The sequence below is a fragment of the Krasilnikovia sp. MM14-A1004 genome, assembly GCF_047159485.1.
Lineage (GTDB): Bacteria > Actinomycetota > Actinomycetes > Mycobacteriales > Micromonosporaceae > Actinoplanes.
In genome coordinates, this window is sequence record NZ_AP038773.1 from 5677309 (window position 1) to 5690152 (window position 12844).

Annotated in this window: 12 protein-coding genes and 2 pseudogenes; 6 read left to right on the forward strand and 8 right to left on the reverse strand. The window is 66.8% G+C overall.

The annotated features are described in order from the left end of the window. Position 1: 1 nt before the first annotated feature. A pseudogene (locus ACMCNN_RS24295) lies at positions 2–298 on the forward strand (Tn3 family transposase); the annotation flags it as partial. Between the two features lie 205 nt (positions 299–503). Here ACMCNN_RS24295 and ACMCNN_RS24300 read toward each other — a convergent pair. The 4 genes from ACMCNN_RS24300 to ACMCNN_RS24315 all read right to left on the reverse strand — a co-directional run bounded on the left by ACMCNN_RS24300 (position 504) and on the right by ACMCNN_RS24315 (position 4166). Further along, positions 504–1190 carry a hypothetical protein gene (locus ACMCNN_RS24300; RefSeq protein ID WP_412747355.1) on the reverse strand — a complete coding sequence of 229 codons (687 nt, stop codon included), beginning with the start codon at positions 1188–1190 and terminating at the stop codon, positions 504–506. Continuing rightward, on the reverse strand, positions 1187–1906 hold the full coding sequence (locus ACMCNN_RS24305) for a hypothetical protein (RefSeq protein ID WP_412742824.1): 720 nt from the start codon (positions 1904–1906) through the stop codon (positions 1187–1189). The genes ACMCNN_RS24300 and ACMCNN_RS24305 overlap by 4 nt, the downstream gene beginning before the upstream one ends. A 60-nt stretch (positions 1907–1966) precedes the next feature. Then, complete coding sequence (locus ACMCNN_RS24310) at positions 1967–2683, reverse strand: S8 family serine peptidase (RefSeq protein ID WP_412742825.1); 717 nt, start codon at positions 2681–2683, stop codon at positions 1967–1969. A 922-nt stretch (positions 2684–3605) separates the two neighbouring features. Continuing rightward, positions 3606–4166, reverse strand: a complete 561-nt coding sequence (locus tag ACMCNN_RS24315) for a HEAT repeat domain-containing protein (RefSeq protein WP_412742826.1) — start codon at positions 4164–4166, stop codon at positions 3606–3608. A 566-nt stretch (positions 4167–4732) separates the two neighbouring features. Here ACMCNN_RS24315 and ACMCNN_RS24320 point away from each other — a divergent pair. After that, the gene (locus ACMCNN_RS24320) at positions 4733–5764 is read left to right on the forward strand and encodes a hypothetical protein (RefSeq protein WP_412742827.1); all 1032 of its coding nucleotides are present in this window, start codon (positions 4733–4735) and stop codon (positions 5762–5764) included. Between the two features lie 13 nt (positions 5765–5777). Here the strand turns inward: ACMCNN_RS24320 and ACMCNN_RS24325 are convergent, their stop codons facing one another. Further along, positions 5778–6599, reverse strand: coding sequence for a YwqG family protein (locus ACMCNN_RS24325; RefSeq protein WP_412742828.1), 822 nt, complete (start codon positions 6597–6599; stop codon positions 5778–5780). Positions 6600–6857: 258 nt separating this feature from the next. Between ACMCNN_RS24325 and ACMCNN_RS24330 the strand changes: the two genes are divergently transcribed. After that, on the forward strand, positions 6858–7205 hold the full coding sequence (locus tag ACMCNN_RS24330; protein ID WP_412742829.1) for a hypothetical protein: 348 nt from the start codon (positions 6858–6860) through the stop codon (positions 7203–7205). Here ACMCNN_RS24330 and ACMCNN_RS24335 read toward each other — a convergent pair. Continuing rightward, entirely contained in the window at positions 7193–7612 is a 420-nt protein-coding gene (locus tag ACMCNN_RS24335; protein ID WP_412742830.1) for a hypothetical protein, read from the reverse strand. The two genes, ACMCNN_RS24330 and ACMCNN_RS24335, sit on opposite strands and share 13 nt — an antisense overlap. A 311-nt stretch (positions 7613–7923) precedes the next feature. Next, positions 7924–9069: an MFS transporter gene (locus ACMCNN_RS24340; protein WP_412742831.1), complete on the reverse strand. Its 1146-nt coding sequence runs from the start codon at positions 9067–9069 to the stop codon at positions 7924–7926. A gap of 72 nt (positions 9070–9141) precedes the next feature. Here ACMCNN_RS24340 and ACMCNN_RS24345 point away from each other — a divergent pair, with 72 nt between their 5' ends. The 3 genes and pseudogenes from ACMCNN_RS24345 to ACMCNN_RS24355 form a co-directional block, all read left to right on the forward strand. Continuing rightward, positions 9142–9711, forward strand: a complete 570-nt coding sequence (locus ACMCNN_RS24345) for an ArsR/SmtB family transcription factor (protein ID WP_412742832.1) — start codon at positions 9142–9144, stop codon at positions 9709–9711. Between the two features lie 812 nt (positions 9712–10523). After that, positions 10524–11255 (forward strand): hypothetical protein, encoded by a 732-nt coding sequence (locus tag ACMCNN_RS24350; protein ID WP_412742833.1) that lies wholly within the window; start codon positions 10524–10526, stop codon positions 11253–11255. A 138-nt stretch (positions 11256–11393) separates the two neighbouring features. Further along, positions 11394–11701 (forward strand): annotated as a pseudogene (locus tag ACMCNN_RS24355) (transposase); the annotation flags it as partial. Positions 11702–11908: 207 nt separating this feature from the next. Here ACMCNN_RS24355 and ACMCNN_RS24360 read toward each other — a convergent pair. After that, entirely contained in the window at positions 11909–12547 is a 639-nt protein-coding gene (locus ACMCNN_RS24360) for a hypothetical protein (protein WP_412742834.1), read from the reverse strand. Between the last annotated feature and the right edge of the window lie 297 nt (positions 12548–12844).

Below are 12844 nucleotides of genomic sequence, written 5' to 3' on the forward strand. Positions count from 1 at the left end.
GATGTGGTGGCGTTCACCGACGAGCGCCACCACCCCGCATCGATTGCCGGCTGGCGAGGCGATCCGACGGTCGGAGACCCGGGTTCAGCACGACCTCCGCCATCTGAGCCATCAACGAGGGCCTGAACGTCGTCGAGTCCTTGAACCGGGCGAACAGCGTGAACTTTTCGGCAAGAGCGGCGACATCGCCACCAACCGCCGAGACGAGCAGGAACTGTCCGTGCTGTGCCTGCGCGTACTGCAGGCCGCCCTGGTGTACGTCAACACCCTCATGATCCAGGACGTCCTCGCCGACCAGGAATGGTCCGCGCAGTTGACCGACGCTGACCGGCGTGGCCTGACGCCGCTGTTCTGGACGAGGTGGGCGGCCCGCCCACACCGCGGAGCAGGGCAGTTGGGGCGGACCGCGCCACGGATCTTTCCATGGGTGGTCCGTCCGTACGCCTCTCCCACGGCTCCAGGATGGCTTCAATCGTCGGTGGCATGGGTCGCCGCATGTTCCGTCAGGGTTTGTGCTGGGCCCACTTCGTGCACTGTGTGCCGTACTTCGCTTCGCGGGTCCGATCGTTGTCGATCTGTTTGTCGACGTGCCAATGGTGTTCGCCGTCGCCGCTCACGACGTTCTTCATCTCGTACGACTCGAGGTTCGCCCGGTCCTTGCGGACCTGGGGGCTGGCCTCGGCGTTGCGCCAGTAGCCGTGGTCCGTGCAGAACGTAACGGTCGCCTGGTCGGCGCCGTTCTTCTCGACGCCCATGACGTTGACCCAAATCGGGCCGATCATCGGGTTCTCGGCCGTCGAGACCTTCACGAACGGCGCCAGCGACTTGTCGTACCACTCGTCGGTGGAGACGAATCGCCCGATCGGGACGATCGGTGTCCAGTCGGTCGCCTGGCCCAGCCAATAGCTGAACACGAGGCCACGCCGGGCGGCGAGGACCTCGTCGGTGTCCGGAGCCCCCGACAGATCCCAGGTGTTCGGTAGATCCTTGGTGCCGTCCATCGGCAGTTTCCGGTACGCCTCCTCGAAGGTCATGGACGACCCAGCAGCACTGCTCGACACGGCCGACGGTGGGGCCTTGTCCCCAGGCCGGTCGTCGCCTGTACAACTCGCCGTAACAAGGCCCACCGTCACGGCGACGGCCGGCACGGCGACGACCTTCAGCCGGGACAAACCGGCACCGATTCTCATTTGGAGGCATCCTTCAAGTGCTGGAGGGTGTCTCTCGCCCACCCGTAACCGTTCTGATAGGAGACCCCTGCGTGGGTGCCGGCAACGCCCACAGTGCTCTCACCAAGCGTGAGTTTGTAGGTCTGCCAGGCCTTCTCATCCTCGTCGGTCCACTCACTCACCGGCTTCAGGTCCCCGTTCGGGGTGAAGTTGTCCGGCAGGTGTTCGCGTTTGCCGGAGTGGTAGAGAGCCAACTCGCTGAGGTCGACCGAGGTGGTACGGCCCGCGCCGAGCATGGTGCCGACCTCGTAGGTCGCCTGGCCGTGGTTGTCGACCTTCGCCTGTTCCTCGGCCTTGGTCATCAGGTCGCTGACGAACTCGTTGGCCAGGTCGCCGACGACCGGTACCGGGATCTTGCTGGTCGCCTTTCCCATGACCTCGTCGACCACGCGACCCACGACCTTGTACCGGTCCTCGACGCCCTGGTTGTACTTCTCGTCCAGCTCGGCGCTGGTCGCGTAGTGGACCTCGGACGCCCCGAAGTCGACAGCGCCCAGCACGCTGCCGTAGCGGTGGGAGACTGTCTCCATCGCACGGAGGTTACCGGCGAGGTCGTCGTGCGGATTCTGCTTGCCGGACAGGATGTCGCTGTATTGACCCGTGGCGTAGGCCGCTTCGGCCTTGGCGATGGTGTCGTGCGCACCCGGGTCCTTGCCGAGGTCGGCCAGGAATCGCACGAGCGTCGGTCGCCCTCGGCACGATCCGCACCCCCGTGGCCGGGACGAACTCGCCCTCGGTCAGCCCGGTCGAGGTGACCGTGGGCGTGACGGTGTCGGGGGCACCGAGGTCGAGCACATGCCCAGGGCGTTGACCGTGGGAGTGCCGTACGGCGGCTGAACCGGGCTCAGCTTGGCGGTCCGCTGGATCGACGAGCGTACGTCGGCGGCGGACGCATCCGGTTTCAACGCGAACGCCAGAGCCGCGACCCCGGACACCAGCGCCGTCGAGCCGGACGCGCCCGAGGTAGGAGCCGCTACGTTGTTGCGGCCGAGCACCGGCCACGTGCCGGCGGCGTTCACGTCGACCCACCGGTCCGTCGCGGTGTTCTTCGTCGCTACTTCGGCGCTGACGGACAGGACCGGCTCGTACGCGGCCGGGTACCGCCACGCGGTCGGCTCCATGTTCCCGGCCGACGCGACGACAAGCGACCCCTTGTTCACCGCGTGGTCGACCGCGTCGCGCAGCAGCCCGCTCGCCGCCGGCGTGCTCAGCGACACGTTGATCACCTGGGCGCCGTGGTCCGCGGCCCAGGCGATGCCGGCGGCGACGTCCGCGGTGCTGCCGGGGCGGCCGCTCAAGGCGCGCACCGGCATCACCCGGCAACGGCCGCACAGGCCACCGAAACCGACGCCGTTGGCGCCGTCCCCGGCGATGAGGTTGGCGACCCGTGTGCCGTGTCCGCTGCTGTCCGCCGGGTCGGTGTCGCCGTCGACAAAGTCGTAGCCTGGGGTCAACCGGTCCGCGGCGAGATCCAGCGTCGGGGCTGACGCCGGTGTCGACGACCGCAACCGTGATCCGGGGGTCTCCCGGCGTCCAGGTCCAGGCCGGTGAAATGTCCTGGTAGCCGAAGTTGGCCGAGATGAAGTCGCTGTCCGCCCCGACGAGTGCGCCCCGTTCGGCGAAACGCACGCCCGGGGTTGCACTGAGTTGGGTGAGAGCGGCATCGGCCTGGTCCGGGGACACGTCGACCGTGAGGCGTCCATGCCCGGCACCGGGCGAGTGCGCACCACGGAATCGCCGAGTGCCGCGACCACCGCGGCCGGATCCGCGTCCGCGGCGAGACCGACGTCCAGCCGCACGGGGTCAGTCACGGCCGCGGTGGCGGGCGTGGCGAAGCCGGCGAGCAGCAGAGCCGCGGCAAGGCAGGAAGTTACAGCGCGCAAGAGTCGTCCCGCGCAGTAGGTTGCGAACCGGCGGCATGTTACGCCATGAAGCCGTCCCTAGGACCGCTGTTGTCGCAGTTCAGAGGCAGTAGGGCGCGAGCTTTGCCCGAACGGCCACGGATGAATCCGGGCAGGTTGAGGTGACGGCCGTCCTTACGCTCCGCAACGACGGCTCGCCCCCTGTCCGACTGGTCAGTCGGCAGCCGGGTGCCCACGACGAGCGGCCATGGAGACATGTCGGGTAGCGACGGGCCAGCACACAACAGCAGACGGCGAGGCGAGCGTTCTGTCCGAAGGCCCACCGAAGTCACTGCCAGCAACATGTCAGTGAAGGAACGCAATGAGTGGTGTCGCTCTGAGAATGGCCGGTCGACTGACAACCGAGGAGTGCCACGCACCGGTCGCCCCCGACAGCTCCGCCCACGATCATAGATATCGATGGGTATGCGATGTGTGTTTGATTGCTGGAGACGCGATTGGTCCGGGCAGGCGACTACGGCCTATTCAGCCTCGCGAGGCCGCGAGCGGCGAACTTGCGCACCTGTTCTTCCGTGTCGGCCATTAACCGACGAAGGGTGGGTTCGGCTGCGCGGTCGCGCAGGCCGCCCAGATGCCAGCCCAGGACCATCCGCACGTGCGGTACTGGATCGTCGGCGAGTGGCAGCAACACCTCGAGTGCCCCGGGCCTCGCCCGGAAGGACACTATGCCGGCAGCCATCGAACGGACCATCGGGTCAGCGTCGTCAAGATACGACCGGGCCGCAGCGTCGACCCGCTCGGCGTCCGGTTGGTTCGCGAGGGCCTCCAACGCTGTATACCGCAGCTGCGGATCGGCGAGGGCCGCCGCGAGAACCTCGAAGTCGCGCGGATCAGCGAGGAAGCCGACCAGCCGCAGCCGCATCCCCTCGTCACCGGCAAAGGACCAGACGGCGGTCCGGCTGCCCTCCGGATCGCCTTCTACGATCGCCTCGATGTCATCGATCAGTGGCGACACATCCACGCCTCGACCCGCTGTGGCGAGTGCGTACAACAGCTCATCGAGTGTCTGGGACACCCCTCGAGGGTAGTGATCATCGACCCCACCCAGGAACTTCCACGGCGCCCGAACCTCGCCGCGATCCGCGCGGGCGGCAGCCTTCGAACGTCGTCGGCGCTGGCCGACAGCTCGACGCGGCGTTTTGGTACGGGCGCGGGCAGCGGAAACTCCCGGTCGGCACTGCCCGATCGCCCGTCTTTGCAGCACCGGGATTGCAGCCAGACGAGCTTACGACCTTCGAGCCTCGGGGCCACCGGACATACGGATCACCGCCGGTGGATCGAATTTCCATCCATCTACCTCGGCCTCGGCGGAGTGGCGTTACGGTGCCGGGTCGGCGTCTCCAGCAATCGGCTGCCGTCGCCGCTCGCGGGCGCAGAGATCGATCCGGTCTTGCCCCCGGTCGTGCACGGGGCGGCCCTGTTGTCCTCACCACTCCGTGCGACCCGCCAAGGCCGGGTGCGCTCGTGCCGAGATCCGCCCATCGGATCAGGTGGCTGGCGTGAGTGGGGACGTCCGTGCCGTCGGCTCCAGTGGACGCGACATAGCACTTCCAGGATGATCATGGCCGGTAGTCTCCAGCGGTGGGCTACTGGGGGACGGTCGTGGTCGCACGACCGCAGGGATTGCTGACCGATCAGGACGGTGTCGCCGGATTCGGCCACGAGCATCGCTGGTTGCGGAACCTCGGTGGCGGCTGGCAACTGCTGGAGACGACCGGGTTCAGCGACCCGCCTGACCTGCTCCAGCCGTGCGAAGCGGTCACGGCGACGACCGGTCACCCGCTGCTGGCCGCGTACATCAGTGACAGCCATTGCGCGGTGATGTGCGCGGCGGTTCCCGGCCGGGTCGGTGCGCTGACCCACCTGTGGGATGTCGCCGGGCCGTGCGGGGTGTTCCGGCATCAGCCGGCGGACATGCCGGCGCCCGCCGGGCGCAGCGTCGACGACGTCGTCGCCGAATTGGTTGCCTGGTCGCAGGCGGCCGGGTTCCAGGCGGATGGGGTCGCGCTGCGGGCGGTTGTCTCCCACCACGGCGACGCGGCCAGGTCGCCGGCCGATGACCTGGTCTTCGAGTTGGTGAAGGCGCTGGGAGTGGCCCGGATCGGGCGGACGTTGCCGTGGTCGTTGCCGGCGTACGACTGGCCGTTCTCGGCGTTCATGGCCGGCTCCGGCCCGGCCTCGCGCGCGTGGGAACTCGCGAGGTATCGCGCGACGGGCCTGGACCGGGTGCCGCCGGTGCAGCCGTGGGAGGCGCGGGCGCTCGCCCTGGAGGCGGAGCTGTGGGCCTCGCTGTACCGGCCGGAGGTGGACGTGATGGACCTCGCGCGCCGCGCCGCGTACCTGAACGCGGAGCACGAGGCCGCGCCGAAACCGTGGGAGACCGACGGGCCAGCGCCAGCGGGGGCTACCTTCCCCGTCCTCGACGCCACCGCCACGCAGTTGCTGGCCTCGCTCGAATCGCGATACGCAACGGGCGGCCGGACGTCGTGGTCCAGGGAGTTTGAAGCACGCCGACACGCCGACGCCCGGGCGACCGACCCGCCGGCGAGGGACCCCGGCTCTGAGATCCCCACACCAACGAGCGTTGTCGCGCGGCGGGCGGCTGCGGGCTGACTTGTCTGGCCCGTCAGCCGCATTGCCAGGTGAACCGAGCCTGGTCGAAGCGACCCGCGGCGAGGTCGTCACGGCGGATCAGCCAGTACAGGGCGCCGGCGTCGCCCCACATCATGCCCGCGCGGCCGTCGGATTCAATCTGTGCAAGTAGGAGCCACTGGGCGGCGTCGGACGGCTCGGCGATCTCGTACTCGACAGGGCCCTGGACCGCGTTGGGGTAGCCGCCGATCTGGTGGCCCGTGCCGTTGTCATCCTGCCACTGGTAGAGGGCTTCTTCGAAGTCGTCGCCGTGCAGCGGATGATCGTTCCGGTGGTCGGCGAGGTCGAACGTGTCGACGGTGCGAGGGTGGTCGGTGCCACCGATGGTGGGGTGCACCCGGACGGTCAGGTGGACGCGCGGGTAGGGGCGGATGCCGTCGGGACTGGTCTGCTCGTGGGTAGCCGCGTCCACCGGTAGGTAGATGACGCGGGCGCCTGCGGCGCTGTCCGGCTCACCGGGTAGGACCAGGGCCTCGCCGTCGTCGAGCTGGCCGTCGAAGTAGAAGAACAACAGTGTGCCGTCGGCGGGGAACGGCATGCCCAGGTCCGTGGCGGGCAGCGCGGCGCAGTCGATGCCAGCGATGTAGGTCAAGGGACCGTGGCCGGGCCATTGCGGCCATGCGGCGCCGTCCGGCAGCCGCGGGTTGCCGCCCAGGTGCCCCACCACCGGGCGGGTCGCGTCGTCGCCGATCGGCTCCAGCCGCGCGGCGGGCAGTGCCAAGCCCAACCATTGGTCGGCGGTCGGTGTGGGGAGGTGCTGGTGGGCGAGGGCAACGAGTGCGGCGTGATGGTCCATGATCGGATTCTGCCGCAGAGGTCTGACACGACCCCCGTCGTCGTCGAAGCGACCACGGCCCTTCCCGACCAGACGACGGATCCGCATACGCTGCCGGGCACGGAGCAAGAGCAGTGGGCACGATCGTTGCCCGGTGCGCTGGGTACGGTTCGTTGATTCCCGCGGTTGATCCAGGTGCACTTCACCCACGCCGCTGGTCGCAGCCGCCCCGGCAGGCAGCCTCGATGACCTATTGGCGAGTTGGCTTACGATCCGATCATGAGGGCGCGCAAGCTGCAGAGCGACCATGTTCAAGCCGCGAAGGCCGGCCTCCGGGCGTGGGCCGACCACAACGCCATTCCGCTCGTGGACATCTTCGAAATGTCCGGCTCGGTCATCGACGAGCCCGACTTCGGCCAGACCATCTGGTTGTTCTTCGAGACCGACGCCCAGGTGACCCAGTTCAAATCAGATGGGACGACAGCACGCGTTCAGGATGCATTCCTGAAGATCCTCCGAGACGGTGGGTATCCGGACCAGTGGCTAGCGGTCGTCACCTTCGACGCCGACTCCCGCGAGCGGGTCGATCGCGAGTACGAGGGCAGCTACTTCAACTACTTCCGGTAGGAGCGCGTTCTCCAGCATGGGGAAGGCAGCGGCGGCCGGCGTCGTCCGGGCGGTCGAGCCACCAGGCCGATCACACCGGTACCGGAGTCCTGGGAGCCGTTCACCAGCGTCGACCTCGTCGATGAGTGCGGGGGCATGACCGCGGTCGTGCGCGGAAACTGCGGTCCGGCCTCGCCGAGATCGAAGAGCCGGTCGGAGAAGATGTGCAGGCCGTCGAACGGCGTGACGGCGACGTTCCCGGCGACGAGCCCGCAGGCGGTGTCGACGAAATCGCTGGCCATCACGAGCTCGACCAGTTCCTCCAGCAGCACCCGGTCGAACTCGTGGCTGGAAACCCTGGAACCGAACAGGAACAGGCGGGTGAGACATCCGACGGGATCTTCGCGGAGACTCGCTTTCTCGCCCAAGGGAGAAGGCCAGCCGTGCGGTCCGTGGCTCTAGGGGGTCCGCCTCGGCGGAGAGACGGGGGGCGATTTCGCCCTCCGATAACCAAGCTCGTTCAGCCAAAGGGCGATGCGCTCCGCACGCCGCGTCGCGTGCGCATTCGTGTCGGTCATGGCCGGCGTCGCTCCCGTCCTGGTGTGGGGGCATCGATAGGGTCAGGCTGGTTGTCCCACCGCAACCGGGTGTTCTGACCGCTGCGGGCGGCTCAGGCGGCGTACGTCGCGGCTGCTGAGCATGGCAAGCACCGAGAGCATCAGCAACGCGGAGGCCGCGGTCATCGTCGGCTTGATGCCGAAGGCCTCGGCGGCCGGCCCGGCCAGGACTTGTCCGAGGGGACGGCGACGAACGAACCGGCGGTGTCGTACGAGTAGACCCGGGCCAGCCGGTCCACCGGCACCTGTGTCTGCAGTGTCGTCTCCCATGCGATGCCGAACTGTTCGATGGCCAGTCCGGCGACGAACGCCGCTGCGAGCACGGCGCCCAGATGCGGGTAGACGCCCAGCGTGAAGAGCGGCAGCGCCTCGGCGGCGACGCAGGTGACCCCGAATAACAGCAGCCGCCGAAGTCTCAGCCTGATCGCGATCAGGGCTCCGATGATCATTCCGGCCGTCTCCGCCGCCAGCACGAAACCCCAGGGCTGCCGGCCGAAGGTCTCGTCGGCGATGACCGGTCCGAGCACCAGGATCCCGCCGCTGAGCAGCAGATTGCCGACGCAGGCGCCGGCGACGCCGACCCACAGCCAGGAGCGGGAGATGAATTCCCCCCAGCCCACGCGTAGGTCCACGATCATGGTGGGCCTGGCGGCCGTGGCCGCCGGCGCAGGCGCGTCGGCCGGAACTGGGAGCCGCGCGAAGAAGAAGGCCGCGAGCAGGAACGTGCCCGAGTCGACCAGGATGCCCCAGCCGGTGCCGACAGCCGCGACGACGGTACCGCCGACCGGAGCGCCGATGATGGCTGCGCTGTTGAATGCCAGGCGGTTCAGGCCATTGGCCTGCTGCCGGAGATCCTCCGGAACCAGCTGGGCGATGATCGCGGACGTCGCCGGCATGGACAACGCCGCGACCATGCCGTTGAGGGCGGACAAACCGATCAGCATCGGCACCGTCGCGGTGCCGGTGAGGACCAGGGCGGCGACGGCAGCCTGGGTGGTAGCGGCGGCCACGGCCGCGCCGACCATGAGGACGGTCTTCGGCAGCCGGTCGGCGAGCATTCCGCCGAAGAGTACGAACAGGACGTTGACCAACGTTCTAGTGCCGACCACCAGGCCCAGGTCGGAGGCCGACCCGGTCAAATCGAGCACAGCGAACGCGAGTGCGATCGGAGCGAACGCATTGCCGACGGCGTTGATCGTCCGCCCTAGGAGCAGACCCCGATATCCGGCGAGCCTGAGCGGAGCGATGGTGTCGCGAGTTCCGGTCATACATCGAGCCTGACTTACGCAAGTATTATTGCGCAAGACTACTTGCGCAACGGATGTTGCTAGCATCCAGACATGGCGGAATATCTTGACGCCGACCCTCGGGCGCTGCGCGCGCTCGCCCACCCGCTGCGGGTCTCACTCCTGCACGAGCTACACGCACGGGGCACTGCCAACGCGACCGTGCTTGCCGCGGCGACCGGCAAGCCGGTGAACGCGGTGAGCTTCCACCTGCGTCAACTGGTTGGTTACGGCTTAGTCGAAGATGCGCCGGACGTTGGCGGCGACGGCCGTGAGCGCTGGTACCGGCCAACCTCGACTGACGGCCTGCGAATCTCCTCCCGTGCACTCGGTCATACCCCCGAAGGGCGCGAGGCGTTGCAGGCAATCAAGCAGCAGACCGCCGCTCAATGGCTGGCGTTGGTCGAGCAGTTCTTCGAGCCCCACAACGAGCAGGCGGTCCGCGTCAGTAACGAAGAGTCGATGCTGCTCACCGATGAGGAAGCTCACCATTGCGCGACGGAGCTCGCCGAACTCCTCGACCGATGGTCGAAACACGGCCGTCAGGCCGGTGATGGAGTTCGACGCACCTACCGCGTGATGACCATGCTGATGCCGCTGCACGACCAGGAAAGTCAGGCATAGCAGGGCGTCTGCGAGCCGCGGTCGGCGGTCATCAACCCGCAATCTGCGGCGGCGGTTTCCGGCGACGATCACCCTGCCGCCGACGGTCACCGCTCCCCGCCAGAGAGCGCGACCAGGACCATGAACCGGGAAGTCCGCTCGACCAGGGCCGCTCGGCGGCCCACTTCGACCGCAACGCCCTATCGGCTCAGCCAGCTTCGGCAAGCAGGTTGCGGCCCGCCCACACCGCGGAGCAGGGCAGTTGGGACGGACCGCGCCACGGATCTTTCCGAGGGTACGCTTCTCCCACGGCTCCCGGATGGCCTCAATCGCGGGGCGTGGGTCGACAGGGCTCAGGCGGGACCGGCGACGTCCAGGTCGACCAGGAACCCGCGGGCCCGCCACTGCTCTGCGGGCAACAGGTCACGAGTCATCCGGAATACCGTTACCGAAAGTAACGATCCCTGGTTTATCACTGCTCGCCATAACCTGGCGCTGAGCTGCACAAATGCCGTTATGGCGCGATCAAGACTTACGGCAGTTGGTCAACGCTTCGCAGTGGTTTTCGGGGGGTGCGACCTACTGCCGAATCCAGTCACTGTAGGTGGAGCTGGAATGTCATTCGGAGCCGCCTGCCGAGCTAATCATCACCTGTCGCCCCTGGCCAACCGTTGGCAGGGGTTTTCGGGGGTAGATGGGGGGAGACGGCTCGGGGTCCGCAACGCGACTGCCATGGCGGATACCCGCATTGATGCTTACCGGCGACCCCCAGGTAGGGTCACGTCGATCGATGCACCATGAGCACTGAACGGGCAGAACCTTTGATGAGAAACTTGTCGCCCAAGGCCCCCGCGGTCGCCCTCGTCGGCGCGGTCGCGCTGCTGGCCGGCTGTCAGCGTGACGAGACCCCACCGGCACCGTCGGCTACGCCACCGGTCACGGCATCGGTACCCACGTTCAACGGGGTCGCGGCGCTCGCGCCGGACCAGATCCTGCGGCGCTCGAAGGACGCTCTCAAAGATGTGCAGTCGTTCCGCGCCACTGGGACAGTCAAGAACGGCGACAAGGCGATAGCGGTTGACTTTGGCGTGCGCGGAACTGACTTCGCCGGGTCGTTCGCCGTCGATGACAAAGCTGTCCGACTGCTCGCAGTTGGCGGAAAGCACTACGTGGGGCCTAGCGAGAAGGTCCGAAACACGAAGGAGGGCTCGAAGAAGGCGAAGCCGACTGGCACCGCCCGCCTCCGATGGGTCACGGTGGCCGACAACGACAAGAAGGGCTTGGCACTGTTCAGGCTGGGCAACGTCAATGACCTGCTGGAACTCCCCAAACCCGTGACGAAGGGCCGCGAGGAGATGATCGGGGACGTGCCAGCAATCACTCTGATCGACGGCGAGTCCGACCAAAGACTGTACGTCGCCAAGACCGGGGAGCCCTACCCGTTGCGGTGGATCGACGCTGACGGCTCGGCGCTGACGTTCAGCGCCTTCGGCGAGCCCATCGCCGGGCTAGAGCCACCACCAGCGGACGAGGTCATCGACGTCGCAAGGATCGCGAGCAGGTAGTACGCCAGGAGCACGGCGCTAAGATGTCAGTTCAGAATGAGCGGACCCGGTGTGCGGCGATGCCCGCCGGATCGCGGTGAGGCTGCTCGGGTGTGGTCGAGCGTGTGGTGACTGATGCGTTGTGGTTGCGGCTGGAACCCGCCGATCCGTGGTAAGCGTGACCGTCCCCGGCAGCGTCCTCGCAGACTGTTCGCGGACCGCGGCTACGACCACGACAATTACCGACGGCTGCTGCGGCAACGGCGTACCCCCGTGGTCGCCCGCCGCGGCAGCGGCCACGGCTCTGGAATGGGCAAGCTGCGTCGGGTCGTGGAACGCACTTATCTTGGCTGCACAATTTCCGCCGGCTACGCACCCGCTACGAACGCCGCGCCGACATCCACCAAGCCATGCTCAGCATCGCCTGCTCCGTGATCTGCCTACGCCGCCTACTCAACTCATTCTGAACTGACCTCTAAGACGGGTCTCGCCAGAGGCATGCATTCCCCGACTCCGAGGGCGACTTCACGTGCGCGCTGTGCAACAGCGCCCCGCTGAACGTGGCATTTCACCCGTCTGCCGAGCGGCTGCCTATGTCGCCTGATGGGTTCTCGTACGATGATGACGTGCGGCGAGGCCTCTGCCGGTTATGGAGTCCACGTCCTGACCATGCGCTAGGCAAAGTTCTCGAAGTATGCGCGGAAGGCGTCGAGAAATCGAGTTGTCTGTGCCGCAGGCAGTGTCGGCTGCTGAGCCGCGATCTCTTCCAGCTTGGACAGGACTGAGTCAGCCTTCTCTCGATCGCCAGTTAGGGCGTAAGCCAACGCTAGTTGGCCAAGCTCCAGGCTTGTTCTCGCAGAGCCCTCCAGATACCGAACAAGGTCTGGCATGGTCGAATATCTGGCGTAGAACTGCTCTCCGAGTTCTGCAATGTCGGACAAGACCTCCCTGACCTTGACGTTGATGTCCTCAATTCGTTCTACCGTCCGCATCATGCCACTTCCGCGGCCGGCATGCCTGGCCAGGTCGGAAAGTGAGGCTGCCACCTGAGATGGACCTTGCTCGAATCCAAAGAACTGTGCATGAAGATCCGACGCTCGCTCATGTCGGACAGAGACTGAAGGGTTCAGAGACAGGCCGAAGTCACGTTCTGTTAGGTCAAGGCCAAGCTCGGAATATATTTCGGAGTCCAGTGGCTTGGAGAAGATGACGAACTCATCGTCACCGTCAGGCCGACCCCTCCATCCGAATGGCCCTGACGCTTCGGCGAATGCCGAAACGAACTGGTCAGCTAGGAGCCACAAGATGGGCACCTCCAGATATCAATCCCTACTTGCATTCTTACCGCAGAACCCTGAGGAAACCAGAACTGTGCGAGTTTTCTCGTATCCACGATGGCTCCCGTGGAGCTGAGCTTCGGATAACCAACCTCCTGATTCGGCGTGATCATTGCACCTTGCCCAGTTTTCACCTCTACAGCAACCCAGTTGCCGTCAGGGTCGCGAGCCACGAAGTCGCCGCGAAATTCGACTCCGCCTGCGGTCCGGAACCGAACCTCGGGCGTAATATTGTCGAATCCTTCGTTCTGCAGCCGCTCACGCGAAGCCGCC

Bases quoted from the DNA above. Each gene is read 5' to 3' on its own strand.
- ACMCNN_RS24345 (WP_412742832.1), top strand. From the start codon at position 9,142: ATGGCGGAATATCTTGACGCCGACCCTCGGGCGCTGCGCGCGCTCGCC.
- ACMCNN_RS24300 (WP_412747355.1), bottom strand. From the start codon at position 1,190: ATGAGAATCGGTGCCGGTTTGTCCCGGCTGAAGGTCGTCGCCGTGCCG.
- ACMCNN_RS24340 (WP_412742831.1), bottom strand. From the start codon at position 9,069: ATGACCGGAACTCGCGACACCATCGCTCCGCTCAGGCTCGCCGGATAT.
- ACMCNN_RS24330 (WP_412742829.1), top strand. From the start codon at position 6,858: ATGAGGGCGCGCAAGCTGCAGAGCGACCATGTTCAAGCCGCGAAGGCC.
- ACMCNN_RS24325 (WP_412742828.1), bottom strand. From the start codon at position 6,599: ATGGACCATCACGCCGCACTCGTTGCCCTCGCCCACCAGCACCTCCCC.